This window comes from Mesorhizobium sp. SEMIA396, from assembly GCF_024518615.1.
Classification (GTDB): domain Bacteria; phylum Pseudomonadota; class Alphaproteobacteria; order Rhizobiales; family Rhizobiaceae; genus Mesorhizobium.
The window spans coordinates 105,562-132,558 of the sequence record NZ_JANIFC010000015.1; the positions used below are offsets into that span (position 1 = coordinate 105,562).

Consider the following 26,997-nt stretch of genomic DNA (forward strand, 5'->3'; position numbering starts at 1 on the left):
TCTGGAAACGGCTATAAGTCTCAGGAGAACGTCAGGTCGCCGATCGGCGTGTGCGCGGGGAACGACGCGTCGATCGCCGTGTTGCCGCCGCCACCCTGGGTGATGGTCTCAATCGAACCATGAACCGTCAGGCTTGGTGTCTCGTATTCATGCTTTTCAACATTCTGTTCCATTTTACTCTCCGATTTAGGACTGGAAACGGCCTGTCGAGTGCCGTCAGCACTTTTATGCTGCAATGCAATAGCTGCACGGCAGCATTTATGAGTCAAGACTGTTTTACCTTCCGTTAATCAATTACGTTGCTGGCGTCAGGACATGAGCGGCCATGCCTAAAACTTGTCACTTTTTAGCCGATTCCTTGGGCATGATGGCAGCGCCTGTGCTGATTCTTTAAGCATATGATTTTGCTTGCATAAATCGTTTGTTTTGTGCTTATTTTTAGGCTTCGCTAATGGAAAGAATTTTCGGTTTGGAAAATTCGGCCGCGGATCGGCTAAAAGACCTGGCAAGGATATTTCAGCCGCGGTTCTCACTTCTTTCCGACGCGATCTCGATAGACGCTTCGGTTGCAAAAATTCGCACTGCAAAAGGAAAGGCTTTACGGCATCGAGGTTTTTGGTGATGTTTGCTTCGCACGTGCAGCATAAGTGTTCGCGCAAACCGCTTTCTTGGGAGATTGTGCGCTAAATGGCCTTGCCTGACGGCTCATACGAACGATTGCGCGCCGCCGGCTGTGCCGACGAGGTGGCCTACGTACAGGCCTGCCTGCGATTGTATTTTGCCGGGCCGCACGCCGGCGCGGGCGACATTTCGATGCGTGATCTGGACGGTGCCAAAATTGCCGACATCGCCAGGCTGAACAAGGTCGCCACCTTTGTCCTCAAGGCCCTTTCGCGCGCACCCGCGCTTGAGAGGCCGCCTGAGCTTTTCCGATGGCTCGACACCTACCGCAGGAGGACGGTTTCGATGAACGCGTCCTGCATCATGGATTCCATGGCGGTCCATGATGTGCTGCGCGCCAGCGAGATCGATTTTGTTTTTCTGAAGGGTCCGTTCCAGCAGCAGCTTCTCTACGACGACCACTTCATGAAGCCGTCCGGCGATGTCGACATCCTTGTTTCGCCGCTCGGATTTTTCAGGGCGCGTGATGCGCTTCGCCAGATCGGTTATGAGGTATCAGGCAAGTCGAACTCCGTCTGGTGGGTCCGCTTCCTCGGCGAACAGCACATGACCCGGGACGACGGGCCGAGGTCGTCCACGGTAGATCTCCATTACCGCCTCCAGCAGCCCGGCTCGCCAAGCCCGCGCGACGCGGACGGGTTTCTGCGGCGCAAGCGACAGGTCGAAATCGCCGGTGCGACGGTGCCGTTCACCTCGGTGGCCGATACTTTGCTTTTGTCCTGCATCAGCGTCGCCAAGGCACTTTTCAACCGGGAACCCTGCGCGGGCTACGTCTGTGATATCGGTGCCAGCGCCGCCCGCCTCGACGAGGGGGATCAGCAGCGTTTGCTCGATGCCGCAACCGTACAAGGTTTGGACGACACGCTGCTGCTTGGCCTGCGCGCCGCCGATGTGCTACTCGGCGGCGCTGGCACGCTGCTGTCGCAGCGCGCGACCAGGATCCTGTCGCGCATCGGCAATGAGGATCTGCTCAGCATGGTCATCGCGCCATGGCTGCCGTCGCTGCGGTGGCCACAGCGGCGAACGGTGCTGTGGGAACTGTGCGGCCGCGCGCCGGTCCGCTATCTGGCCGAAGCCGGCTGGGCGGCGTCCGCCGATATCAGCCGCCGCATCTTCGAGCGGCCGGGAAGTCGCTGAATGAAGGCAAATTGGGTGCTGATGGCAATTCTGTAGGGCATCGAAGGAGTACGGGGCGAGGGCAAATCGATATTACCTGTACGAGAGGCAAATCCATGTCGATGACGAAATTCGAGGTCTGCGTGATCATCGCGGCAAAAAACGCCGCAGCGACAATCGCCGTCGCCATCGCATCCGCGTTGCGCGAACCGGAAGTGGCGGAGGTCGTCGTTGTCGATGATGCCTCTACCGACGACACCGCCGATGTCGCACGATCCGCCGATGATGGCAGCGGGCGGCTCTCCGTGATGCGCCTCGATGTCAATCGCGGCCCCTCCTTTGCCCGCAACGCAGCCATCGCCGGCTCGAAATCGCCGTTCATCAGCATTCTTGATGCCGACGATTTTTTCCTCGAAGGCCGGTTTCGCAACCTGTTTGCCGGGGCCGATTGGGATTTCGCAGCCGACAACATCATGCTGATCAGGGATGATGCGACGGGCGACGCGACGAAAATCGTCGCGCCGCAATTTGCCGCCGATCCGGAATTCCTCGATTTCGAGCGCTTCGTCGAAGGCAACATCTCCAGGCGCCGCGTGCAGAGGGGCGAACTGGGCTTCTTGAAGCCGGTGATAAGCCGTGCCTTCCTCCACCGCCACGGGTTGAGCTACGACGAGAGCCTGCGGCTGGGCGAGGACTATGAACTCTACGCCCGCGCAGTCGCATGCGGGGCGCGGTTCAAGGTCATTCGCTCCTGCGGCTACGGCGCCGTCGTCCGCGCCGATTCTTTGAGCGGCCGCCACAAGACTCAGGACCTGAAGCGTTTGGCCGATGCGGATCTGGCGCTGCTGGCGATCGACAGTCTGCCGGAAGGCTCGAAGGCGGTGCTGCGGCGGCATGAACGGCACGTGCGCGACAAATATCGGCTGCGCAATTTCCTTGACGTCAAGGCTGAGCGGGGGCTGGCATCGGCCGCGGCTTACGCTTTCGCCAGCCTGTCCAACCTCGTCCCCATCGTCCAGGGCGTGGCTTCCGACAAGCTCGAGGCGCTGTTTCGTCGCGTCGGCCTTATGTCCAGCCAAAAGCCTGTGCCGCCGCGGCGCTTTCTGATGGCTGGAACCAGCATGGGCAAGGAACGCTGAGAGCGAGGCCCGAGGCCTGCGGTTTGTCCGCTCGCGACACGTCATCACGCAAACCATTTCGGCTGGATTTATGAGTTTACGAATTGGGTGGTTGCCTCGCGGCTCCGACGATGGCAGTCTATGTTGCGGTGCAGCATATTGGACGACCAGCCGAACTGGCCCCCGATCGGATTGGTCCGATGTCTCTCCTTCAGAGGAGCAGGACAATGCAAGGCGAGTTTTTGAGCCCCGGCTGCGGGGATCGGCCAGAAGCCCGGCCCACAAGCCGGCGATGACAGGAACCTGAGCCCATGGCCTCGATATTCGGTTTCAGATCAAGGGATCCGGCCCGCGACCGGCAGGCCGATGTTTCACGTCTTGATCGTCTGGCAAAGCTGTTCGAACAAATTGCGGCCGAGATCGAGGCCGAAAGAACCGGGCTTGAGAATCGCTACCGGACAACGTCGACCAACGCCGCCTTCCTGGTCGAAGCCATGGAGAACGGCTCAGCTTCCGACAAGCGGTCTTCGGAAGTCAGCGCACTGACACAGTCAATCCTGAATTGCGAACGCCGCATTGCAGCGCTGTCGCGCCAGGACGGCATGATGAAAGAGCTCCGTCATTCGCTGGATATGGTCTTCGACGAGGACGCCGATTCGGCCGCCGCCTCGGCGGAATTCGCCTGGCCGGCAGGCGCCGGCAGAGGTTGAAACGTGAAGGCTCGGAACTGTTGCAACAGATTTGATGCAAGGCGGGAAGCAATCGAGAGGGTCACAGGGAAGGTCAAGGTTGGCCCGTTCAGGAGCGGTTCGCACGTCGACTTTGGGTTGGGGACACACAGCGCAAAGGTGAGTTTGATATGAAGTCGAATCCGAAACCTACGACGGCAATTGACGCGCCGCCTCTCGCATATCGGACCGGACAAGCCGCCTGGCGACGGCTGGGGTCGCTCGGTGCGTTGCTGCTGGCTGCTCTCGGCGGTTTCCCGGCAACCCCTTCCTACGCCCAGGACATTCCGACATCGCCGTCCTTCGTCGATGATTTCAAAAGCTTCGATCGTGCGCGCTGGTATGTTTCCGACGGCTGGAACAACGGCAGCCATCAGAATTGCACCTGGTCGAAAGGCATGGTCGAACTGTCGAATAATGTGCTTTCGCTCGGCTTCGAAAAGCAGACGCTGAAGGATCGCGACTACGTCTGCGGCGAGATCCAGACCAAGCAGCGCTTCGGCTACGGCACCTATGAGGCACGGCTGAAGACCGATACCGGCTCCGGCCTTAACGCGGCGTTCTTCACCTATATCGGTCCCAGCGACAAGCAGCCCTGGGACGAGATCGACTTCGAGGTGCTGACCAAGGACACCTCCAAGGTGCAGGTCAATGCCTATATCGCGGGCAAGGGCAAGAACGAGAAGCTGGTCGACGTGCCGGGCGGCACGGAGAACGCCTTCAACGACTACGCCTTCGTCTGGCAGAAGGACAGCTTGCGATGGTACGTCAACGGCCAGCTGGTGAACACGATTACCGACCCGGCGAAGCTGCCCAGCCATGCACAGAAGATATTCTTCAGCTTTTGGGGCAGCGATACGATGAAGGGTTGGATGGGAGCGTTCGCGGATCCGGGCCGCAAGCTTTCCCTGCAGATCGAGCGGGTTGCCTTCACGGCGCTCGGCGAACCCTGTCAATTTCCGGAATCGCTGGCATGCAGTGTAAAGTAGTTGGGAAAGTCGATTTGAACCGGCGGGACCGAAAACGGTCCGCTGCCTTGCATGGGAATGAAACCGAATGAATTTGACGGTGTTTGGAATTGGCTATGTCGGCCTCGTGCAGGCTGCGGTCCTTGCCGAAGTCGGGCATCAGGTGGTGTGCGTCGACATCGACGCCGCCAAGGTCGAGCGGCTCAACCAGGGCCTGGTTCCCATTTTCGAACCCGGTTTGGAAAACCTCGTTAAGGAAAACCATGCTGCCGGCCGCATCAAGTTCACCACCGATGCCGCCGCCGCTGTCAGGCATGGCGAGATCCAGATGATCGCGGTCGGCACGCCGCCGGGCGAGGACGGCTCGGCCGATCTCAAATATGTGCTGGCCGTCGCCGAGACCATCGGCCGCGAAATGGACAAACCCAAGATCGTCGTCGGCAAGTCTACGGTGCCGGTCGGCACCTGCGAAAAGGTGAAGGCCAGGATTGCCGACACGTTGAAGAAAAGAGGCCGCGAGGACCTGGCTTTCGATGTCGCTTCGAATCCCGAGTTCCTCAAGGAGGGGTCCGCGGTCGCCGATTGCATGAAGCCGGACCGCATCATCGTCGGCACCGACAGCGAGGACACCGAGGCTGTGATGCGCGAACTCTACGCGCCGTTCAACCGCAACCACGAGAAGATGATCGTGATGGACGTGCGCAGCGCCGAATTCACCAAATATGCCGCCAACTGTATGCTGGCGACCAAGATCAGCTTCATGAACGAGATGGCCAATTTGGCCGAACAGCTCGGCGCCGACATCGAGGAGGTCCGCAAGGGCATCGGCAGCGATCCCCGAATCGGCTACCATTTCATCTATCCGGGTCTGGGTTATGGCGGTTCGTGCTTCCCCAAGGACGTGCGGGCGCTGATCAAGACCGCCGAAGGCGTCAAATTCGACGCCAAGCTGCTGCGTGCCGTCGAGGAGCGCAACAACGCACAGAAATCGGTTCTCTTCGACAAGGTGGACCGCTATTTCAAGGGCAACCTCAAAGGCAAGACCTTTGCGCTCTGGGGCCTGGCCTTCAAGCCCAACACCGACGACATGCGTGAGGCGCCGGCGCGCGTCCTGATGGAAGCGCTCTGGAAGGCCGGCGCCAATGTGCAGGCCTATGATCCCGAGGCGATGCAGGAATGCCAGGCCATCTACGGGCTGCGCGACGACCTGCTTCTGTGCGGCACCAAGGAGGCGGCGCTGCGCGGTGCCGATGCGCTGCTGATCGCCACGGAATGGAAGAGCTTTCGCGCGCCGTCTTTCGACGCTGTGAAGGATGCGCTGATTACGCCGGTCATCTTCGACGGCCGCAACCTCTATGACCCCAAGGTCATCGCCCGCCACGGCATCGAATATCACTCGATCGGCAGAATGGCGGCATGAGACCAGGCCCTGGCAGACGGATGCAAGACCGGTCCGCACATGGCCTGCGGGCGCTGGGACTGAGCGCGTATTTCTGTGTGGAGTTGTAGCCGATGGTGCTGGACGTAAAGCCGGAGCAAATCACCAAGGATCATTTCGATCTCGTAGCGATCGGTTCCGGCTTCGGTTCGGCCTTCTTCCTGCACGAGTTCGCCAAGCGCCGAAAGGCACGCATTCTGGTGCTGGAGTGGGGGCGCCACAACACCCATGAATGGCAGCTCGAGCAGAACGTCAACACCGACATCGAAGACGAAACGACCTATAAGACCAATTCCAACAAGCCGTGGAACTACACGATCGGACTGGGTGGCGGGACGAACTGCTGGTTCGCGCAGACGCCAAGATTTCATCCCAATGATTTCCGGCTGAAAAGCACCTACGGTATCGGCAATGACTGGCCGATCAGCTATGACGACGTCGAGCCGTTCTATTGCGACGCGGAAGACATCATGTCGATCTCCGGCGATCCCGACATGGCGGCGATGCTGCCCCGCTCGAAGCCGTTTCCGCAACCGCCGCATCGCATGTCGACACCGGACAGGATGATGAAGGCGGCGCAGCCCGGCCAGCACTTTGTCATGCCAACCGCGCGGGCGCGGCTGCCGACATCACAACGCACCTCGTGCTGTGCCAATCTGCGTTGCTGGCTGTGCCCGGTCGACGCCAAATTCACCGTCAACAACGGGTTGATGCACGTCTTCGAGCATCCCGACGTCTCGGTCTGCCTCGGTGCGGAAGTCCGCCGGCTCGATCACGTCGGCGGCGCTGTCCGTTCGGTCACGTTCCGCCATGACGGCAAGGAATACCAGGTCAGCGGCGATCTCTTCATTCTCGGCGCCAATGCCATCCAGAGCGCGGCGATCATGCTGCGATCCGGCCTGGGCGGCGAATTCGTCGGCAGCGGCCTGCATGAATCCTACGGCTGGAATTTCGAGGTCTATCTAGACGGCGTCGACAATTTCGACGGCAGCACCATCACCACCGGCCTGAATTTCGGCCTCTATGATGGTCCTCACCGATCGGAGCATGCGGCGGCACTGGTCTATTTCGAGAACCGCTGGCAGCACGGACTGCGTGCCGAAAAAGGGCGGCTACGCCAGGCGCTGCCGCTTGTCGTGGTCACCGAGGACTTGCTCGATCCCGAGAACTTCGTCACGCTTGACGAGGATGAGAATGCCTTCGTCAGCTTCAAGGCGCCATCGGACTATGCGGTGAAGGGCATGACGCGCGCTCTGGAGAAATTGCCTGGCCTTCTGGCGCCGCTGCCGATCGAAAAGCTCTTCGACCGCGGCATTCGGCCGAGCGAATCGCACGTCCAGGGCACGCTGAGGATGGGTACGGGCCCAGCCGATTCGGTCATCGACAGCGGCATGATCCACCACCAGCTCAGAAATCTGGTCGTCGTCGGCACAAGCACCTATCCGAGCTGCTCCTGCGCCAACCCGAGCCTGACCGCGGCAGCGCTGTCCTTGCGGGCGGCGAGCCGGATCGCGTGAAAGGAGGTATCGCATGATCGAGATTTCCAGACGCTCGGCCCTGGCCGTCATGGCTGGCGGAGTGGTTTCGACAGGGGTCGCCTACGCCGCCGTTTCCTCGTTCTCGGACGAGGATCTGGTGCGCGTCACGCTGGAAAAATACCTTGGCAAGTTGAACATCCGCATCGAGCATCTGCAGCAGTTCGTGCTGGCGTTCCGCAACAGGAATCCGTGGAACTTTCCAAGCGAAAAACTAAGCGACGCCGTCACGCTGGTGGAGGAACTCAAATTGGGCGCAGCACGCCGCCTGCTGCCCGAGCGAAAGCGGGAAGATCTGGTGCATTTCGACCGCTGGGTGGTCGCCGAATTCCATATGCTGACGGACTACGCCTGGCGCAGTTCGCCCAACGACCCGATCCGATTTACCGGCTGGCAATCCTGTACCAATCCCTTCGCCAATCTGGAGCCGCCGAAACTTGCCTGACGTCGAAAGCGAGGCGGCGGACTTTGCCTGTTGTCTCCGAGCAAGGAATACGAGATGCGACAAGGAGCCCGATCATGAAAGTTCTCTTTGCAGGCGGCAACGGCTACCCGCCCGAGTTCAGCGGCGGCGTTCAGTCGAGCACGCATCATCTGGCCGAACAGCTGATCGAGCACGGTCATGAAGCCGCTGTGCTCGCCGCCCTGTTCGGTGATGGTGTCTTCGGCTTCAAGGCGCGCGCCAAGATGAAGCTGCTGCGGCAGCCGGCGGTTGTCGACAGCTATCCCGGCTATCCGGTGGTGCGGGCCTGGTTTCCCTGGGAAGCAGCGGGCTATGCCGTCGACAGGCTGAAGCCCGATGTCGCCGTGGTCCAGTGTCACAAATCGGTTCCGATCGGCAAGGCGCTGCAGGCGGAGGGCGTGCCTCTGGTCGTCTATCTCCGCAATGTCGAGTTCCATGAACTGGGCGGCGATCTGCGCGAATTGCATTCCGCGCTTTACATCGCCAATTCTGACTTCACCGCACGTACTTACAGACAGGAGTTCGGCATCGAGGCGGTGGTGATCCCGCCAACCATCAACCCGGCGCACTACTCGACGCCGACGACGGGCCAGTTCGTCACGCTGATCAACCCTTATGAGGAAAAGGGGTTCGAGCTCGCGGTGCGGATTGCCGGCGCCTGCCGCGAAATTCCATTCCTGTTCGTCGAAAGCTGGAAGCTCGACGACGATCACCGGGCGCGGATCGAACAGACGATCGCTCCCTTGGGCAATGTCGTCCTGGAGAGCCGCACCAGCGACATGAAGACGGTCTACGGCCGCACGAAGATCCTGCTTGCTCCCAGCAAGTGGGAAGAGGCCTGGGGCCGCGTCGCGTCGGAGGCCCATTGCAGCGGAATCCCCGTTGTCGGCTCGCGGCGCGGCGGTCTGCCCGAAGCGATCGGCTCCGGTGGCGTGGTGCTGGATTATGATGCACCGCTGGCCGACTGGGTCGCGGCCGTCAGGCGGCTGTGGAACGACAATCAGGAATATGACCGGCTTTCCAGCCTCGCCCGCAGCTTCGCCGGGCGCCCGGAACTCGATCCCGATCGCCAGTTCATCACCTTCTTCTCGATACTGGACAGGGCCATGCAGCAGCGCGCGCGACAGGCGGCCTGACGGCGCCGCCTGAGCAGGTCAGGCCGGGCGCTTGACCCGGCTTTTCAGCGTCTCGTAGCCGCGGGCGCCAAGCAGCGCGCGGGCAATGGTCTTGGCGGCGCTTTTGCGGCCCTCTTGCGACTTGATCTGCCGCAGCCTTGCCGGCAGGTTCCTGGCCGCCTGACCAAGTGCCGGCAGCGACAGCGTGTTGGGAAAGCTGACCATATGCGTTTCGACGCACAGCACCGGCTTGCCTGACAGTTCGGTGATCCTCAGCGCCTGTTCGTGCTCGCTCTCGATGAACAGGATGGCATCGGACTTGCGGTAGAAATCCGCCTTGAAACTGCCATGCGCGCCGAGCCGTTGCCGTTCCGCCTTGCTCGGCAGGTCGAGCATGATCAACTGGTCGTATTTGATCTCATGCTTGGCGAGCCATGCCTCGGTGAGCGCGCGGTATTTCTCCAGTCGGCTGGTGACCAGCCAGCCGATCCTGTGGGTCGCGACATGGAGCGGCCGCGCTTCGCTGAGGAATTTTTCATAGGCCGGGCCGTCGTCGTTTTCCGCCTCTGTCGGATCGAGGCACAGCACGCCGTCAATGTCGACGCAGCATTGCGCCAGGAATTTGTGATGCATGAAGTTCCACTGGAACATGCGCGGATGCGGCACGACTTCGAAGACGAGGTCGGTTTCCTGGTGCTGGGGCTCAAGGCCGAACACGGCGGCAAAGGTGAACTCCGCCTTGATGCCCGCAGCCTGGATGCGGGCGCGTGCGTCACGCATGGCGTTGCCGCCAGCGACGCTGTCGTCGATCACCAGCACCTTGCGCATCTCGGAAACCTTGCGGTCGAGAGCGGCACGGCGCTTGGTGACGCCAGACGTATAGATACGCCCTTCCAGGAAGCTGTCGAGATCGGTCATCGGGATGTTCGCGGCAAGGCTGACCAGCGTCGCTGCCAAAACGCCGCTTCTCGGCACACCGACCACCAGGTCGATGTCGCGTGGCAGCCGGTGCAGGCCCCTGACAATGGCGTCGTTCATATCGGAGATCGATCGGTAGTGCATGGTTCAGACCTGGTCCTGGAGGAGATGTCCGTAGCAGTCGAAGACGCCCAAATTATTGCGCTTCGCGCGCCGCCGCCGCAGGCAGCCTTGCCGGCAGCATCTTGAGGGCCTCGCGCAAGGCTTCGCGGCCGGAGGCGAATGCCAGTGCGATGACGATGGTGATGAGGTAGGCGAGCACGGCGCCGCTGGCCAGGGCGACGACATGCTGCTGCGGCAGCGCTGGCTTGATGAACCAGATGCCGGCCAGTGCCAGATGGGCGCCAAGCACGAACGGCGTTGCCGCGCGAAGTACATGGTGCGCCTGAAGCGGCCCGCTCTTGCCGACATAGAGCCACAGGAACGGCGTCCGCAGATATTCGCTGATCGCATAGGCGATCGCCACGCCCAGCGCGCCATAGGGCAGGCCGAGCATGAAGGCCAGCACCGACGTCACGGCCGTTATGATGCCCCAGCGCATGAAATCGCCGGAGCGGCCCTGGCTGACGAAAAGCCACCCCGCCGGATTGTTGAGCGGCTGCAGCAGCCCGGCAAAGCCGAGCGCCAGGAAAATCGAGGCGCTTGCGCGCCATTGCTCGCCGAGCACGAAGGGGATCAGCACATCCGACATCGCCGTGGCGAAGGCGACGCCGGGAAGCGCCACCAGCAGGATCAGCGGCATGACGCGCAGGTAGGCGCTGCGGTAGCGATCCGGCTCATCCTTCAGCCTCGAAAGCGCCGGAACCATCACCTTCGACAGCGGGTTGGTGATCTGGCTCAGCGGAAACAGAAGCAGCTTGTAGGCGCGGTCATAGAGGCCGAGTTGCGCCTCGCCCCAATATTTGCCGATCAGCACATTGTCGAGGTTGCGGGCAAAGAAATTGGCGAAGTTGAAGCCGGTGATGCCGGCGCCGAAATTGATCAGCTCGCCGATGCCGGCGACCTTGCGCGGCAGGCCCGGACGCCAGCGCGAGCTCGCCCAATAGCAGAGCGTCGGCAAAACGGCACCGGTCAGCGTGCCGGCAAACAGGGCCCAATAGGAGCGATCGATAAAGGTCCAGGCGATCGACACCGCAAGCCCGGCAATGGCGCTGGCGACGTCGATGACGGCCAGCCGGCCGAACTGCATGCGGCGTGTCAAGAGCGCCAGATGCTGGGCGCCCAGCCCATAGGCCATGATCTGCAGCCCGAACGCAGCCACCAGGCCCGTCACGCGCGGCTCGCCGTAGAAGGCGGCAACCAGCGGCGCCGCACCCGCAAGCACGCAAGCCAGGATCGCGCTGACCGCGACATTGATCCAGAAGAGGTAGTTCACCTCCTCATGCCGGATGCCCGACTTCTGGATCGTCGCCTGGGTCAGGCCGAAATCCTGGAACAGGGCGATAAAGGCAAGCACCGGCGCGCACATCGCCACGACGCCGAAATCCTGTGGCGACAACAACCGCGACAAGACGATAACGGACAGGATCTGTGTCGCGACCCGCACCGATTGCGCCATGGCCGTGACAACCGCGCCGCGCCCAACCGATTTGCGCAAGGAGCCTTCTGGCGGATCGAATGCATTGGCTTCCAAATTCAGGATTCCTGATTTTTTACGTTGATTTCCGAGCCCGAAAATCCACGACCGCCGCCGACCACAAACTACGGCAATAATTTTGCAGTGCAACAGAAAACGTGGACCGCCGCACCAAAAATGTTGCGATGCAGCAAGACCTGTACTAGCATTCCCTCGGGTGGGCCAACAGCGGTCGAGTTTTTATGCTGCATGTCTTGTACCTTGTGCACGACGTTTCCGACCCGGCGGTGCGCCGGCGGATCACGATGCTCAGGGCAGGTGGGGCCCAGGTCACTTTGGCCGGCTTCCGTCGCACCGCGAATCCGATTGCGGATATCGAGGGACTGCGGCCGATCGACCTCGGCGCGACGCGTGACGGGCGATTCGGCCAACGCCTCGCGGCCGTCGCCAAAGCAGCCGTTTCGATAGGCTCGAAGCTTGGCGGTATGCCAAAACCGGATCTCATCATCGCACGCAACCTGGAAATGCTGGCGCTTGCCCGCCGCGCCAGGTCAGCCTTCGGTGCATCGGTTCCGATCGTATACGAGTGCCTCGACATTCATCGGCTTGTGCTGCGCAACGATGTCCTGGGCAAGGCGCTGCGCGCCACCGAGCGCTTTCTGGCCAGGGATGTGAAGCTGCTGGTGACCAGTTCTCCTGCCTTTATCGCCAATTATTTCAAGCCGTTCGGCCAGGTTGCGGCACCCATCGAGCTGGTCGAAAACAAATATTTCGAGGCCGCGACGATCTTGCCCGGCGCTCCGGAGACTGAAGAGAGCCCGGTCGGTCCGCCATGGCGGATCGGCTGGTTCGGTGCGCTGCGCTGCCGACGCTCACTCGAGCTGCTGGCCGATTTCTCCCGCCGCATGGAGGGCCGCTTCGAGATCGTGCTGCGCGGACGTCCGGCTTTGTCGGAATTCCCTGACTTTCACGGCTTTGTCGAAGCCGAGCCGTGGCTGTCGTTTCTCGGGCCCTACCGCAATCCGGAAGACATGGCGGCGATCTACAACGATGTCCATTTTTCGTGGGCGATCGATTTCTTCGAGGCGGGGCAGAACTCCGAATGGCTTCTGCCCAACCGGCTCTATGAAGGCTGCCGTTTCGGAGCGGTGCCGATCTCGATGGGCAACACCGAGACCGGGCGGTTCCTCAAACAGCAGGATATCGGCGTGCTGTTGCCGCAGGCGTCGCCCGAAGCCCTCGAAGCCGTGCTCGGCAAGATGGAAGAGCATCGCTTCGCCAGGCTGAAGGAGCGCGTTCTGGCCCGCAATCCGAGGACCTGGAGCTACGATCGCAGCGATTGCCGGGCGCTTGTCGAGCGGCTGCGCAGCCTGACGGCCGTGCCCGGCTCCTTTGCCGCCGAGGCATTGGCATAGGATGGCCAAGGATGGACAGAGGCAAGATGGACAGAGATTGATGACGCAGACGGACAAACCCTCATCCAGCCTGATCGTCATTCCGTGCCTGAATGAAGCCGCCCATATCGGTGCGCTGCTCGATCAATTGCGGCCCGCGGCCGCCCGGCTTGGCGCCCGGATCATCGTCGCCGATGGCGGCAGCACCGACGGCACGCTTTCCATCGTCGAGGATGTGATTGCCAAGGACCCGCGGGTTATCCTGCTCCACAACAAGCGGCGCATCCAGAGCGCGGCGATCAATCTCGCCGTCGGTACCTTCGGCGATGGTGCCGACTATCTCATCCGCATCGATGCGCATGGCGGTTATCCCGACGATTATTGCGACCGGCTGGTCGAGGAAGCCTTGGCCACGGGCGCGGATTCGGTTGTCGTTTCGATGCTGACCAGAGGCAGCGGTGCCGTGCAGAAGGCGGCCGCCGCGGCGCAGAACTCCAAGCTCGGCACCGGCGGCTCGAAGCATCGGCATCTTTCGCAGGGACAGTGGATCGATCACGGCCATCATGCACTGATGCGGATATCGGCATTCGGCGCCGTCGGCGGCTACGACGAAGCGTTCAGCCATAACGAGGACGCCGAGCTCGATTATCGCCTGCGCAAGGCGGGCTACAAGATCTGGATGAGTGGCAAGACGCAGATGGTCTACTATCCGCGCGCCTCGCTCTCAGGCCTCTATTTCCAGTATCTCGGCTACGGTCGCGGGCGTGCCAAGAATGTGCTGAAGCACCGCGTCATCCCAAAGATCCGGCAGATGGTGCCGCTGGCGGTCTTCCCGGTGGTTCTTCTTGCGGCCTTCTCATTCGTGCATTGGATTGCGGCAGTGCCTTTGTTGCTGTGGGTGTCGGTGTGCCTGGGCTACGGACTGGTGACGGCTATCCGCCAGCGCAAGGCTGACGTTGCGCTGGCCGGTGTCTCGGCCATGGTCATGCATCTTGGCTGGTCGGTTGGCTTCTGGCTGCAGCTTCTCGGCCTCGGCTCGCGACGCGGAGTGGCCTGATGGCGGTGTCGGCAAAGAACCGCAGCATCGACATCGGCGTCTGCACGTTCCGCCGGCCGGAGCTGGCTGACACGCTGCGCTCGCTCGACGCCATGGAGATGCCGGCGGGATTCGATATCCGCATTATCGTCGCCGACAATGACGACACCCCGACGGCCCGTGACCTGGTGGCGGCGCTGTCGCGGGAATTGACGGTGCCGATCCACTATCGGCATGCCCCGGCGCGCAACATCTCGATCGCCCGCAATGCCTGCCTCGATGCGAGCACAGCGGATTTCGTCGCCTTCATTGATGATGACGAAACGGCCACGCCTCAATGGCTCGCTGAATTGGTCGCGATGGCGCAGCAAAGCGGTGTCGCCGTCGTGCTCGGCCCGGTCAGGGCGCGCTATCGCCCGGATGCGCCGGACTGGATGCGGCGCGGCGATTTCCATTCGACCTTGCCCATCTGGGTGCGCGGCGAGATCCGCACCGGCTACACCTGCAATGTTCTGCTGCGGATGGGCTCGGACAGCCTGCGCGGCCGCCGCTTCAGCCTGGCGCGTGGCCAGACCGGCGGCGAGGACACCGAATTCTTCGACCAGATGCACAAGGCCGGCGGCCGCATCGCCTTCGCGCCCAAGGCGTGGGTCGACGAGGTGGTGCCGCGCTCAAGGGCGGCATTCGAATGGCTCGGCCGCCGCCGCTTTCGCGTCGGCCAGACGCATGGCCATCTCCTGGGCAGTAGCGCCAGCAGCATCGGCCTGGTCAAGCAGGTCGGCCTGGCCTCGGCAAAGGCCATCTATTGCTTCGCCTCGGCACTTCCGGTCGTCGTCAGTCCAGTCCGCAGGAACCGCAGCGTGCTGCGCGGCATTATGCATGTTGGTGTCGTCAGCGGCCTCGTCGGCATCCGCGAAATTCGCCTCTATGGCCAGCCGTCGCCACAGGAGGGAGGCAAGCGTGCAGCCTGACGTCAGCTCTGTCCCGGATGTTTCCTTCGTTATTGCCGCCTACAACGCCGAGGCGACCCTTGATCGGGCGATTGCCAGCGCCATCGCCCAGAAGGGTGTCAGCGTCGAAATCATCGTCGTCGACGACAAGTCGCGCGATGCGACGCTCGACGTGGCGCGGGCCTACCCCGGGGATATCGTCCGTGTCGTCGCCCTGGCCAGCAACCGCGGCCCTGGCGGCGCCAGGAATGCCGGCCTCGACGCCGCCCGCGGCAGATGGATCGCGGTTCTCGATTCCGACGACGCGGTCTTTCCCGGCCGGCTCGCGGCCATGATCGCTCGTGCCGAAAGCGCGGATGCCCAGATCGCCGTCGACAATCTGCAGGTCGTTCGCGAGGACGGCGTCATCGAGGACGCGATGTTTCCGCGGCAATATCTGGAAGGCTTGCGCGAGATTTCGCTGGCCACCTACATCGCCGGCAACGTCGTCTTCGAATCCAAGTTCAACCTCGGCTATCTCAAGCCGATCTTCCAGCGCGAGTTCCTGAACGAACACCGGCTTCGCTATGACGAAAAGCTGAGGATCGGCGAAGACTACATCCTGTTTGCCGGCGCCCTGGCCAAGGGCGGAAAATGCGTCGTCGAGCCCGATATCGGCTATGCCTATCATATCCGCAGCGGCTCCATCTCGCGCGTGCTCGAGCTTCACCACGTCGAAGCGATGCGCAGGGCGGATGCCGTGTTCGCTCAAACCCATCGGATGGATGAGGCCGCGCAGGCCGCGTTTGCACGGCGCGGCCGCAGCCTGCGCAAGGCGGCATCGTTTCTGTCACTGGTACAGCACATCAAGGCGCGGTCCCCGCTCAAGGCGATCCGGACTGCGCTCAGCGACCCGGCGGCGGTCAGGCATATGGGCATGCCGATCGCCGTGCGGTTGCGAAGAATGGCGGCACAATTTGCCGTTGGGGCGGGGAGGTGAAGATGCAGGCACATGGAGGGATTTTTCGTGGCCTGTGAATGGACTGAAGTCGATCTCCTCAGAAGGAATTTGCGATGAAGAAAATCAGGAAGGCCGTGATACCGGTGGCGGGGCTTGGAACAAGATTCCTGCCGGCGACCAAGTCGATGCCAAAGGAAATGCTTCCCGTGGTCGACAGGCCTGTCGTGCAATATGCGGTGGACGAGGCCTTCGAGGCGGGCATCGAGCACATCGTCTTCGTGACTGGCCGCAACAAGGCGGTGATCGAGGACTATTTCGACCTGCATCCGGAATTGATCGGCACCCTGGAGCAGACCGGCAAGAAGACCCAGTTGGAGGCGCTCGAAAGCATGCTGCCTGTGGCCGGTGCCACCAGCTTCATCCGCCAGCAATCGCCGCAAGGCCTCGGCCATGCCGTCTGGTGCGCGCGCGAGGTTATCGGCAACGAGCCCTTCGCCTTGCTGCTGCCGGACATGGTGTCCTTCGGCGGGCGCGGATGCCTCGCCGAAACCGTCGAGCTTTATGAGCGCACGGGTGGCAACGTGATCGCCGTCGAGCGTTGCGAACCGAGCGAGACCAACAAATACGGCATCGTTGGCCGTGGCGCCGAGATCGGTGGCGGTTTCGAGGTGACGGCCATGGTCGAGAAGCCGGCGCCGGCCAATGCGCCGTCGAACTTCTACATCAACGGCCGCTACATCCTGCAGCCCGAGATTTTCGCGCTTCTGGGCAATCAGCAGCGCGGCGCCGGCAACGAGATTCAATTGACGGACGCCATGGTTCGTCTGTCGAAGGATCAGTCGTTCTTCGCCCAGCCTTTTAAGGGTCGCATGTTCGACTGCGGTTCCAAGGAAGGGTTCATCCAGGCCAACATCGCCTTCGCGCTGGCGCGCGACGACATGAAGGGTCCGGTTTTCGAGATGCTTCAGGAGTTCGTCCGGTCGCATGAACGCCAGGAAGAAGCCGCATAATGCCCATCTTTCGGGAGCATGGTCAGATGGCCGGCGAAGAGGGGCCGGCAGGTTCTCGCCGTCTGGCACGACGCTTGCTTCGCTTCTGGCGATGCTCCCGATCTTCGAGGCGCCTGCAAGCCAAGGCATGATCCCGGAAAGTGGGTCCCGGTTTCCGGAAAAGATCATGTTGAAACAGTGAGATAGAGTCCATTGCGATGGACCGGCTCTAGAATTGGACCGAAGATGAATTATGCCAACTTTCCTCTCGACAAGAGGATGCCATTGCCGAATTCGGACGCAGGAGACGGCGAAGACTTCATCGATATCGAGCGGCTGCTTGGCATGGCCGCACGGCAGGCCAAGGTGGTTGCCGTGTGTGCCGTCATCGGTCTCTTCCTGGGCTTGCTCTATTTGCAGACGACGCCGCCTAAATATCAGTCGGTCGCCAGCGTGCTGATCGATGAGGGCTTGAACAAAATCGTCGACGACATTTCGGCGACGTCGACAACCATGCAGACCGATTCGGCGATCCTGAGCCAGATCGAGATCCTGACCTCGACGCGGCTTGCCGCCGTGGTCGTCGACAAGCTGAAGCTCGACCAGAACGACACATTCATGAATCCGCCCCAGTCGGCGCTTGCCCAAGGCATAGGCCTCATCCGCGGCCTGATCCAGTATGTCCGCCCCAGCTCTTCCATGCCGGGTGGCACTGACTTCAGCAAGCTCGACCCGGCCGCCCGCGATGCGCTGATCGCCACGTCGCGCCGCGACTACGCGATCCTCAAGCTGCAGAGCGAGGTGCGGGCAACGCGCATCGGGCGAAGCTACGTCATCGCGCTCGGCTATCAGGCGACGGACCCGGCCTTGGCAAACGCCATCACCAAGGCCTACGCCGATGCCTATCTCGCCGATCAGCTCGATGCCAGCTTCGATGCCACCGAGCGGGCTGCGGTCTGGCTCCAGGGCCGGTTGACGGAGCTGCGCCAGAGCTCGCAGGCAGCTTCGCTTGCGGTTGAGAAATTCAGGGCCGAACACGGGCTGGCCGCCAACAGCGACGGCCAGCTGATGAGCGACAAGCAGCTTTCCGACCTCAACGCCCAGCTTATCGTGGCGCAGGCCGACACCGCGCGCGCCAGCGCCCGCTACCAGCAGTACAAAGCCATTGTCGACAGCGGCTCCGAAAACGCCTTCAAGGATGCCGCCATATCGAGCGACCAGCCGAGCAGCTCGGTCATATCGGCGCTCAAGACCCGCTATCTCACGGTGGCCAAGCGTCTGCAGGACGTCGAGGCGAATTTCGGCCCCGAGCACCCGCAGGCGGTGGCTCTCTCCAAGGAGAAGGCCGACATATCGACGCAGATTTTCGGCGAGCTGAAGCAGCTGACCGAAAGCTATCGCAACGAATATGAGGTGGCGCAGGCACGCGAGACCGCGCTCAGGGCCAACGTCGCGGCCGCACAGGGCAAGAGTTCCGTCGACAACCAGACGCAAGTCAAGCTGCGTGAACTCGATCAGCAGGCGACGGCGCTCACCACGCTCTACCAGACATTCCTCGGCCGCTATGAGGAAGCCGCGCAACAGCAATCCTTCCCTGTCGGCAAGATCCGCATCATCTCCGACGCTTCGATGCCGATGGCGGCCTCGAGCCCGCGCACAATCGTCGTGCTCGGGCTTTCGCTGGTGCTTGGCCTGCTGATGGGCGCCGGCTTTGGTGGCCTGAACGAGTTCAACGAACGCTTCTTCAGGACCGGCGAGGACGTGCGCGACCGCGTCAACCTGAAATTCCTCGGCTATCTCCCCACGATCGGCGGCAAGCTCGGCAAGGAAGAAAAGCCGGGCGAGACCCAGGTAGACGCCAAGACCACCCAATCGCTGTCGGCGGCCGAAAGGCGGGCGCGCATGCGGGTCAGCATCGATTCTCCAGCCTCGATGTTCTCCGAAACGCTGCGAAGCGCCAAGATCGCCTTCGACGTCGTGATGGAAGGGCAAGGCAGCCGCGTCATCGGCGTCATCTCGGTGCTTCCCGGCGAAGGCAAGTCGACGGTCGCGGCAAATCTCGCCGGCTTGCTCGCCGCCAATGGCTCCAAGACGCTGCTGATCGACGGCGACTTGCGCAATCCCGGCCTCAGCCGGGGCCTTGGCATGGAAACCGAGCAGGGCTTGATGGAAGCGGTGGTCAGTGGCCAGACCTGGCAGTCCGTCGGCAAGATCGACAGGCAGACGAAGCTGGCGATCATCCCGGCGGTGCTGCGCGGTCATTTCTCGCATACCAGCGAACTTCTCTCCTCGGCCGGCATGCGACGCTTCATCGAGAACGCCAAGGAGACGTTCGAATACATCGTCGTCGATCTGCCGCCGCTCGGACCGGTGGTCGACGCCAAGGCCTTCGCGCCGTTGGTCGACGGTTTTGTACTGGTCACCGAGTGGGGGCGCACCCCACGCGCGATGGTCAGGTCGATGCTGGAATCCGAACCCTATGTCGCCAACAAGATCGTCGGCGCGGTGCTGAACAAGGTCGATTTGAAGAAACTGGCCAAATACGGATCGTTCGGCGGGTCGGAAAAATTCTTTGATAAATATTCGAGCTACTATCTGGAAAAGTCGGAAGTGCGCGGCAAGGCGCCGGTGTGACGTCGACCGTTGCGCGAGTGGACCCTCTCTGAAGTGTATCGATCTTCAGGTCAGCACACCTGAATATCGATGCGCGTCAGGAGAAGATCAGCCTGCCTTGCTTGTCGGCGATCCTGACGGCGGTCAGGCGTCCGCTCTGGAAGGCGGCTGTGTCGATGCCGAGCCGGCGCCCTTCGAGCTTCGGGACGTCCACCGGAGTATGCCCGTGCACCACCCAGCGGTCGAGCAGGTGCGTTGCCTCGAAGAAGTCCGAACGGATGTTGGCCAGGTCGTGGTCGGTTTGCGCCGCAAGGTCGACGCCGGGCCTGATGCCGGCGTGGACGAACACGAACTTCCGCGAACGGACCATGATCGGCAGCCCGCGCAGGAAGCTGACGTGATCGTCTGGAATGATCTCCCTTATGCGTCGGTCGATCTGCGCGCTGCTCCCGTAGAGGCTGGCGAGGCGCGCCGGATCGATGCCATAGGAAAACAGGGTTTGCAGGCCGCCCGTCGCCAGCCAGGGCTTGCGGGACAGATTTCCGTCGAGATAGTTCAGCATCGCCACTTCGTGGTTGCCGGCAAGACAAATGCGCTGAAACCCTTTCGGCGGCGGCGCCACGAGGTGATCCAGCACCCGGGCCGACTGAAGCCCCCGGTCGATGTAGTCGCCAAGCATGACGATGATCTTGCGGCTCTGGAAGCGCAGCGAATCGAGCAGGATCTTCTGCTCCAGGGCACGGAGTTCCTTGTAGCAGCCATGCACGTCACCGATCGCATAGACGACGGCGTCCTGCATGTCGATATCGAGGCGCGCACGCGCCGCGATCCGGGGTTTTCGCTGGAACAGGGTCACGTGCGGGGCGTCTCGAGGCAAGCTCTCATACGGAAGGCATAAGTGCCTGTTATCATGCCCGAAACGGAGAATTCCGCAATCGTGGAAAATGCAGCCCCGCCGGGTCGGGACCGCAAATGCATGTTGCTCAGAAATGAGCTCGGTTTTGGGAGAACGATCTGTGGAAACAAAGGCCTGAAGCGGGCCTGAATCCGCTCAGGCGCGACATGCTTTAGGTCGGCAGCCGGCCCGGTCTGCCGGATCGTCGTCAGGCTGCCTTGAGCCGATAGCGGAAAACGGTGTGGTCGAGCAGCAGCCGGATGCGTGGTTCGGCCTCGATCGCCACCAGCCAGCTTGCCGCGATCATCGTCGCGCCGACGACCGCCATCGAGAACAGATGTGGCAGACCGGCGCGAACCAGGATGCCGAGCAGGGCCGCGCCGACGACATCGTGCAGCAGGTAGAGCGGGTAGGTCATCAGCCCGATCCGGCGCCAGCCGCTCCAAGAGAGGTTGAGCCGCAGAGACCATGCCATCAGCGCGATGCCAATGAGGAAGATGAGGATCGGCGGCGCGAACGGCATATCCCGCCCGACCTTCAGGATATGAACGTCGACCGAACTGGCGATCTGCAGCACACCACCGGCCAGGAACAGGGCGCAGAAGGCAAGTCGGGCGCCTGTCACCGCCTTGAAGCGCATCAGCCACAGCATGACGCCGGTGGCGAAGAAAACGCCGTGATGCACCAGCAGCAGGTCGAGTGTGCGTGTTTCGGCAAGATCGGCCCAGCCGAGCGGGTAGTAGAGGCACCAGAACAACGTGCTGACCAAGCCGATGGCGACGGCCACAATCTCCATCAGATGGAAGCGGCCAAAGCTGAGCAGGATCCAGACGATGGCATAGAAGGCGATCTCGATGCCCAGCGTCCAGTAGACGCTGTCCACCCAAGGCGCGTACGGAACGAACAGGCCGGTGCGTAGGAGCCTGATGACGGCATCGGTCGGCCAACTGAGGCCGACAAGCAGCAGCACCACCGCGGTGACCGGGGCGCAGATCCAAACCGCCGGCGCCAGCCGTTTCACCCTTGCTTCGAAAAACTGCAGGGGTGTCGACCTTTCGGCGCTGAAGGCGATGACGAAACCGCTGATGACGAAGAAGATCTGGACGCCGACCCAGCCGGATTCGACCCAGGCGCCTATTGCCGGCTGCGGGGGAACGCCGCCCGTGGCGCGCGCCGAAACACCGTCCGGATACGCCCACACCCAGAAGCCATAGTGGTAGACCATGACCATGACGGCGGCGAGAAAGCGCAGGATGTCTACGCCACCAAATGTAATCTTCTGCTGAGCCATGCGACCTTTGTCGATGTCCCCCCGCGAACGACTTTAGGGTGCATTGCTGCGTCGCACAATAAAAGTATTGCTTGCCGATCGAAAAGGTCGTCCGCGGCCCACCCTTCAGTGGCTCAAAGTCCGATTCCGCGTTCCTTCAGGGCCTTGGTGATCTCGTCGAGGACGACCGGATCGTCGATCGTCGCCGGCATGGTCCATTCTTCCTTGTCGGCGATCTTCTGCATGGTGCCGCGCAGGATCTTGCCCGAACGCGTCTTGGGCAGGCGCTTGATCGTCACCACCGTCTTGAAGGCGGCGACCGGGCCAATGCGTTCGCGCACCAGACCGACCACCTCGTTCTCGATAGAGCCGATATCGCGGGTCACACCCGCATTCAACACCACGAAGCCCAGCGGAACCTGGCCTTTCATGGCGTCGGCAATGCCGATCACCGCGCATTCGGCGACATCGGGATGGGCCGAAAGCACCTCTTCCATGGCGCCGGTCGACAGCCGGTGGCCGGCGACGTTGATGATGTCATCGGTGCGAGCCATGACGTAGAGATAGCCGTCCTCGTCGACCATGCCGGCATCCGCCGTCTTGTAGAAGCCGGGGAACTCGTCGAGATAGGCCTGGCGGAACCGTTGATCGGCATTCCACAGCGTCGGCAGGCAGCCGGCCGGCAGCGGCAGTTTGATCACCACATTGCCCAGCGTGCCCCGCTGCACCTCATGGCCAGCATCGTCGAGCACGCGGATGTCGTAGCCGGGCATCGGCACGCCGGGCGAGCCGTATTTCACCGGCAGCAGGCCAAGGCCGGCGGGATTGATCGTCATCGGCGAGCCGGTCTCGGTCTGCCACCAATGGTCGACCACAGGCACATTCAGCTTCTGCTCCGCCCATTTGATGGTTTCCGGGTCGGCGCGCTCGCCGGCAAGAAACAGCGTGCGGAACTTCGAGAGGTCGTATTTCGCAATGAACTCGCCCTTCGGGTCCTGCCCCTTGATGGCGCGGAACGCGGTCGGTGCGGTGAAAAGGGCTACGACACCATGCTCCGCTATCACCCGCCAGTAGGTGCCGGCATCGGGCGTGCCCACAGGCTTGCCTTCGAACAGGATGCTTGTGCAGCCATGCAGCAGCGGTCCGTAGACGATGTAGGAATGGCCGACCACCCAGCCGACATCGGACGCCGCCCAGAACACCTCGCCCGGCTTGACGCCGAACTCGTTTTCCATCGTCCATTTCAGCGCGACCATATGGCCGCCATTGTCGCGCACGATGCCCTTGGGCTGGCCGGTCGTGCCCGATGTGTAGATGATGTAGAGCGGATCGGTGGCCAGCACCGGCACGCAATCGACATTGGCGCCCGCTGCCCGTTCGCGGGCGACGGCATCGGCGTAGTCGATGTCGAAATGCTCCTTCAGCTCGCAGCGCAATTGGTCGCGCTGCAGGATCAGGCAGGCGTCCGGCTTGTGGCGGGAAATCTCTATCGCCTTGTCGAGCAACGGCTTGTAGGCGACGACGCGGCCTGGCTCCAGGCCGCAGGATGCCGAAATGATCAGCTTCGGCCTGGCGTCGTCGATGCGGGTGGCAAGCTCATGCGAGGCAAAGCCGCCGAAGACCACCGAATGCACGGCGCCGATGCGGGCACAGGCCAGCATGGCGATGGCCGCCTCGGCCACCATCGGCATGTAGATGATGACGCGGTCACCCTTACGAATACCACGGTTCTTCAGCACCGAGGTGAGTGCAACCACCTCGCGCTTCAACTCGGCATAGGTGAACTTCCTGATCGTTCCTGTGATCGCGCTGTCATGGATCAGCGCGATCTGGTCGGCGCGCCCGCCCGCGACATGGCGGTCGATGGCGTTGTAGCAGGTGTTGCAGGTGGCGCCGGTGAACCAGCGGCCATAGACGCCAGCCGTGGCGTCGAACACCTTGTCCCAGGGCGAATACCAGTCGATGGCGCCGGCTGCGTCCGCCCAGAAGCGTTCCGGGTCGCGTTTCCAGCCTTCATAGACCTCGTGATAGCGTGAAGCCATCCATACCTCCCCAGGAATGATTTTCTTCCCTCCAGATAGCGCGCTCTACCCTTGGCCGCAAATGCACGCCATTGTACGGCCGATATCGACCTGGCGCTTGGGGGCAAGCAGCTATGAAATTGCGATTCCAGATTGGAGTGGGGATGTTTGCTGCTGTGCGGATCATCGGGCGCCTTGCGCTCCCATTGGTCATGGGTGTCGTGCTCGCGATCTCCGCTGGAACCGCTCAGGCTGGCGATGCCGCGGCACGGCACATCATCGGCTTTTCGCCGGATGGCGCTTATTTCGCCTTCGAGCAATATGAACGCTCGACGCCGGCGCCTCGGACTCTGGCTGGTCGCAGATAGACATCATCGATACCCGCACGGATCAGCTCGTTGGCGGTAAGCCGATCCTCGTCGTCGACGAGACGGAGGAGGCGACACTGACGCTGGAGCAGGCGAGGGCGCAGGCCGCCGCTCAGGCGGCGCCCATTCTCGCCCAATATGCCATCACATCCCCAGCCGAGCAGGCGGCTTCCGACAAGTTCACCTTTCCGGGCGAAATGGTTGCCTACAACGACATTTCTCACCTCGAGCAGGTGTCGCAGAAATGGCTGGCGCCGCTCCATGGCGAAACAGGCATTTCGACCATCCAGCTCGACGAAATCCTGGCGGCCAGCACGAGCGATTGTTCGGCGAGTTTCGATGTGACGCGGCAAGGCGACCAGCTACTTCAAGAGGAAAAGCCACTTCAGGGTGAGAAGGCGGGCAAGGCCCTCGGCTTCCGGCTGACGCTGCAAGGCCAGGATGGCAAGCCGTTCAAAATCCTGCACGAGGACAAGACCGTGCCGGGCTCAAGAAACTGCCCGACCTCCTACAGCCTGTCGGAATCCTACGAACTCACCCCGGCCGGCAAGCCGGCGGTGATCGTTGTGCTGGTGCAGCGTTTCAGCCAGGGTTTCGAGGGGCGCGATCGCCGCTTCCTCGCGGTGGCCGGGCAGCCACGCTGAGAGGTTACGCCCAGGCGCCGGCAGCCGCTGTGTCTGAAGGTTGTTTCTAGATCGGCAGGGCCACAAGCATGAGGCCAATGCCGCCAGCGATCAAAATGGCTGTGGCCAGCGCTTTTCTGTGACGTTCGAAGCTCGTCGGAGCCCGCTCCCAATTGTAACGCATACGCTATCTCCCCAATACCCAGACAGGTTTTACCTTACTTAGGGGAAGAAATGCAACGTCCGCTGCCGGCAGGCCCGCTGCTTGTCACATTTCATCGATGACTATTTCTGGGACGAATGCGGCCGGGAAGACGCAACCGAGCAGGTTCTAACGCGACTGGCGCGGAGAATCCGTCAGCAAAGCCGTTGGTCCGTGCACTGGGCTCCCATGATCGGCTGATAGACAGCGCTCCACCTCCGCGCTATCTGATTTCCGGGATGAGCGTGGCTTGGAGGGGCGTGGTGGAAATAGTCTCTGGAACCGTTCTGCGGCTGGCCGAGGATGCCTCGGTGCAGCATGTGGGCGATGGCGCAGTCGTGCTTTTGGCGCGCAGCGGCCAGCTTTATACATGCAACGGCACGACCGAAGCCTTTCTCGGCAAGGTGGACGGCGCGCGCAACCTCGACCAGATCGTCGATCTGCTTTGCGAGGAGTTCGAGGTCGACAAGGGGACGCTCGATCAGGACATGGCGGCACTGGCCGCGGATCTGATCTCTGAAGGTATCCTCGCCGCGCCAGGTGCTTGATGACTGACGGCCCGCTCCTGCGCGCTCTGTTTCGCTGCCATCTCTGGGCAAGCGCGCGGCTGATGCCGGTCTTGGTCATCAACCGGAGCTTCGAGGAGGTGCTCGAATGGGCGCCGCTCGCCTCGTCGACGCCCTATCGCGGTCTGCCGTCCGCCTACATAGTCGCCAGCGTCAACCGCGCCGTCCGCCGTCCCTGGCTGATGCGTGACCGCAGGTGCCTGAGGGAGGGTCTGCTAGGTCATCGTTTCCTGCGCCTGGCCGGCTTCGATCCAGACCTGCGCTTCGGCATCGATCCGCAGTCGATGCAAGCGCAGCGCCTGGCAGCGCATTGCTGGGTCTGCCTCGATGGCAGGCCGGTGGTCAGCGACAAGCTTCCCGGCATGGTCGAAATCTATCGTCATCATGCCGATGCCATAAAGGCGCGTCCCGCTTGACCAGACCTTCAGCCTGCTATGGCCTCAACGGCCTGATCCTTGGCATATCGGCCGAGCGCCCGGAGCTGTGGCAGGATTTCGACCGGATGCTGGGCAGCCTGCGTATCGCGGAACCCGTCGAGCCGGACTTTCGTCTCGAAATCGCCGAGACAGACACCTTGGACGAGGCACCCAACGGATCCCTCGTCTTCGATGGCGAGGTGCCGGAGGATGGTCCCTGCCGGATGTTCGAGGATAGTGGTATCATCCATCTGGTCTTTCCCGAGCGTCAGACCGTTGCCATCAACGGCGTGGCGGGCTGGGCCGAACTCCGGATCCGCCCTGGCGCGAAAGCCGCGTGGACACCGGCAATGCTGGTGCTCGACGCCGCGCTCGACGCCGGTGGCCAGCATATGCTGCACACTGCCGGCTTGACGTTGCCGGACAGCGATGCGGTGGTGCTGATCCATGCTCCGAGCGGCACCGGCAAGACCACGACGTCACTCGCGCTGGCAATACAGGGCTTTGGCCTCTGCTCCGACGACGCCATGATCGTGCATGCCACTTCGGGCAAGGTCGTCGCCTGGGGTCTGCCGCGCGCCGTCAAGATCCATCGGAAGACCGCGGAGATGATCCCGCAGGTGGCGCCCTGCCTTGGCCAGACCTGGGATCGCAATGGCGAACAGCCCATCTCGCTAGAACGGCTGGAGGATATCATCCGGGTGGAAAACGCGTCCGCCCGGCCGGTGGCGGCCCTTCTGCACCTGGCGCGTTCCGCCGGAAGCCAGAGCCGGCTCGTCGCCATGGCCGGCACCGACGCAATGGTGGCACTGGCGGTGGACAACGTCCGCACCGGTATGACCGGGCTGCTGCCGATGCAGAAACGCCGGCTGGCGACCATCGCCGGGGTGGTCAATGCGGTGCCGACCTTCCGGTTGGAGGTGGGCGCGCGCCCGGCTGACGCTGCGGCACTGATCAGCGCCGCTCTGACGACTCGGGACTGAATACCCCAGGCAACG

Annotated in this window: 25 protein-coding genes; 19 read left to right on the forward strand and 6 right to left on the reverse strand. The window is 62.3% G+C overall.

The annotated features are described in order from the left end of the window. Nucleotides 1-20 precede the first annotated feature (20 nt). Nucleotides 21-173: a lasso peptide gene (locus NP503_RS29205; RefSeq protein WP_013891488.1), complete on the reverse strand. Its 153-nt coding sequence runs from the start codon at nucleotides 171-173 to the stop codon at nucleotides 21-23. A gap of 514 nt (nucleotides 174-687) precedes the next feature. Here NP503_RS29205 and NP503_RS29210 point away from each other — a divergent pair. From NP503_RS29210 to NP503_RS29245, 8 genes are all read left to right on the forward strand, one after another. After that, entirely contained in the window at nucleotides 688-1,818 is a 1,131-nt protein-coding gene (locus tag NP503_RS29210; RefSeq protein ID WP_127267622.1) for a nucleotidyltransferase family protein, read from the forward strand. A gap of 95 nt (nucleotides 1,819-1,913) precedes the next feature. After that, the gene (locus NP503_RS29215; RefSeq protein WP_127267660.1) at nucleotides 1,914-2,936 is read left to right on the forward strand and encodes a glycosyltransferase; all 1,023 of its coding nucleotides are present in this window, start codon (nucleotides 1,914-1,916) and stop codon (nucleotides 2,934-2,936) included. A 290-nt stretch (nucleotides 2,937-3,226) separates the two neighbouring features. Continuing rightward, complete coding sequence (locus tag NP503_RS29220) at nucleotides 3,227-3,625, forward strand: hypothetical protein (RefSeq protein WP_127267659.1); 399 nt, start codon at nucleotides 3,227-3,229, stop codon at nucleotides 3,623-3,625. Nucleotides 3,626-3,774: 149 nt separating this feature from the next. Beyond that, nucleotides 3,775-4,632 (forward strand): family 16 glycosylhydrolase, encoded by an 858-nt coding sequence (locus tag NP503_RS29225; RefSeq protein ID WP_127267658.1) that lies wholly within the window; start codon nucleotides 3,775-3,777, stop codon nucleotides 4,630-4,632. A 67-nt stretch (nucleotides 4,633-4,699) separates the two neighbouring features. Further along, the gene (locus NP503_RS29230; RefSeq protein ID WP_127267657.1) at nucleotides 4,700-6,031 is read left to right on the forward strand and encodes a UDP-glucose/GDP-mannose dehydrogenase family protein; all 1,332 of its coding nucleotides are present in this window, start codon (nucleotides 4,700-4,702) and stop codon (nucleotides 6,029-6,031) included. A gap of 92 nt (nucleotides 6,032-6,123) precedes the next feature. Beyond that, nucleotides 6,124-7,566, forward strand: a complete 1,443-nt coding sequence (locus NP503_RS29235) for a GMC oxidoreductase (RefSeq protein ID WP_127267656.1) — start codon at nucleotides 6,124-6,126, stop codon at nucleotides 7,564-7,566. Nucleotides 7,567-7,579: 13 nt separating this feature from the next. After that, nucleotides 7,580-8,029 (forward strand): hypothetical protein, encoded by a 450-nt coding sequence (locus NP503_RS29240; protein ID WP_127267655.1) that lies wholly within the window; start codon nucleotides 7,580-7,582, stop codon nucleotides 8,027-8,029. A 74-nt stretch (nucleotides 8,030-8,103) separates the two neighbouring features. Beyond that, a complete protein-coding gene (locus tag NP503_RS29245) occupies nucleotides 8,104-9,183 on the forward strand; it encodes a glycosyltransferase (RefSeq protein ID WP_127267654.1) in 1,080 nt (359 codons plus the stop codon). An 18-nt stretch (nucleotides 9,184-9,201) separates the two neighbouring features. On the opposite strand, the gene NP503_RS29250 is transcribed toward NP503_RS29245, so the two are convergent. Continuing rightward, a complete protein-coding gene (locus NP503_RS29250; protein WP_127267653.1) occupies nucleotides 9,202-10,224 on the reverse strand; it encodes a phosphoribosyltransferase family protein in 1,023 nt (340 codons plus the stop codon). 52 nt (nucleotides 10,225-10,276) lie between these two features. Then, on the reverse strand, nucleotides 10,277-11,773 hold the full coding sequence (locus NP503_RS29255) for a lipopolysaccharide biosynthesis protein (protein WP_127267652.1): 1,497 nt from the start codon (nucleotides 11,771-11,773) through the stop codon (nucleotides 10,277-10,279). A 185-nt stretch (nucleotides 11,774-11,958) separates the two neighbouring features. On the opposite strand from NP503_RS29255, the gene NP503_RS29260 reads away from it, so the two are divergent. From NP503_RS29260 to NP503_RS29285, 6 genes are all read left to right on the forward strand, one after another. After that, nucleotides 11,959-13,131, forward strand: coding sequence for a glycosyltransferase (locus NP503_RS29260; protein ID WP_127270877.1), 1,173 nt, complete (start codon nucleotides 11,959-11,961; stop codon nucleotides 13,129-13,131). A gap of 40 nt (nucleotides 13,132-13,171) precedes the next feature. Beyond that, a complete protein-coding gene (locus NP503_RS29265) occupies nucleotides 13,172-14,167 on the forward strand; it encodes a glycosyltransferase family 2 protein (RefSeq protein ID WP_127270879.1) in 996 nt (331 codons plus the stop codon). Next, nucleotides 14,167-15,117 carry a glycosyltransferase family 2 protein gene (locus tag NP503_RS29270; RefSeq protein ID WP_127270881.1) on the forward strand — a complete coding sequence of 317 codons (951 nt, stop codon included), beginning with the start codon at nucleotides 14,167-14,169 and terminating at the stop codon, nucleotides 15,115-15,117. Before NP503_RS29265 ends, NP503_RS29270 begins: the two co-directional genes overlap by 1 nt. Beyond that, entirely contained in the window at nucleotides 15,107-16,075 is a 969-nt protein-coding gene (locus NP503_RS29275; protein WP_127269744.1) for a glycosyltransferase family 2 protein, read from the forward strand. The genes NP503_RS29270 and NP503_RS29275 overlap by 11 nt, the downstream gene beginning before the upstream one ends. A gap of 74 nt (nucleotides 16,076-16,149) precedes the next feature. Beyond that, nucleotides 16,150-17,046 carry a UTP--glucose-1-phosphate uridylyltransferase gene (locus tag NP503_RS29280; protein WP_127269746.1) on the forward strand — a complete coding sequence of 299 codons (897 nt, stop codon included), beginning with the start codon at nucleotides 16,150-16,152 and terminating at the stop codon, nucleotides 17,044-17,046. A 225-nt stretch (nucleotides 17,047-17,271) separates the two neighbouring features. After that, nucleotides 17,272-19,659, forward strand: a complete 2,388-nt coding sequence (locus NP503_RS29285; RefSeq protein WP_127272247.1) for a polysaccharide biosynthesis tyrosine autokinase — start codon at nucleotides 17,272-17,274, stop codon at nucleotides 19,657-19,659. 76 nt (nucleotides 19,660-19,735) lie between these two features. Here the strand turns inward: NP503_RS29285 and NP503_RS29290 are convergent, their stop codons facing one another. From NP503_RS29290 to NP503_RS29300, 3 genes are all read right to left on the reverse strand, one after another. Then, nucleotides 19,736-20,494 (reverse strand): metallophosphoesterase family protein, encoded by a 759-nt coding sequence (locus NP503_RS29290; RefSeq protein ID WP_127269154.1) that lies wholly within the window; start codon nucleotides 20,492-20,494, stop codon nucleotides 19,736-19,738. 247 nt (nucleotides 20,495-20,741) lie between these two features. Further along, entirely contained in the window at nucleotides 20,742-21,824 is a 1,083-nt protein-coding gene (locus NP503_RS29295) for an acyltransferase (protein WP_127269155.1), read from the reverse strand. A gap of 113 nt (nucleotides 21,825-21,937) precedes the next feature. Further along, nucleotides 21,938-23,845, reverse strand: a complete 1,908-nt coding sequence (locus NP503_RS29300; protein WP_127269156.1) for a propionyl-CoA synthetase — start codon at nucleotides 23,843-23,845, stop codon at nucleotides 21,938-21,940. A 143-nt stretch (nucleotides 23,846-23,988) separates the two neighbouring features. Between NP503_RS29300 and NP503_RS29305 the strand changes: the two genes are divergently transcribed. The 5 genes from NP503_RS29305 (at nucleotide 23,989) to NP503_RS29325 (ending at nucleotide 26,982) form a co-directional block, all read left to right on the forward strand. After that, the gene (locus NP503_RS29305; protein ID WP_236383301.1) at nucleotides 23,989-24,192 is read left to right on the forward strand and encodes a hypothetical protein; all 204 of its coding nucleotides are present in this window, start codon (nucleotides 23,989-23,991) and stop codon (nucleotides 24,190-24,192) included. Between the two features lie 5 nt (nucleotides 24,193-24,197). Continuing rightward, nucleotides 24,198-24,836, forward strand: coding sequence for a DUF2259 domain-containing protein (locus NP503_RS29310; RefSeq protein WP_236383307.1), 639 nt, complete (start codon nucleotides 24,198-24,200; stop codon nucleotides 24,834-24,836). 441 nt (nucleotides 24,837-25,277) lie between these two features. After that, nucleotides 25,278-25,565, forward strand: a complete 288-nt coding sequence (locus tag NP503_RS29315; RefSeq protein ID WP_164748961.1) for a PqqD family protein — start codon at nucleotides 25,278-25,280, stop codon at nucleotides 25,563-25,565. After that, nucleotides 25,565-25,999, forward strand: coding sequence for a lasso peptide biosynthesis B2 protein (locus tag NP503_RS29320; RefSeq protein WP_127269700.1), 435 nt, complete (start codon nucleotides 25,565-25,567; stop codon nucleotides 25,997-25,999). Before NP503_RS29315 ends, NP503_RS29320 begins: the two co-directional genes overlap by 1 nt. Continuing rightward, on the forward strand, nucleotides 25,996-26,982 hold the full coding sequence (locus NP503_RS29325) for a serine kinase (RefSeq protein WP_127269702.1): 987 nt from the start codon (nucleotides 25,996-25,998) through the stop codon (nucleotides 26,980-26,982). The genes NP503_RS29320 and NP503_RS29325 overlap by 4 nt, the downstream gene beginning before the upstream one ends. Nucleotides 26,983-26,997: the final 15 nt, after the last annotated feature.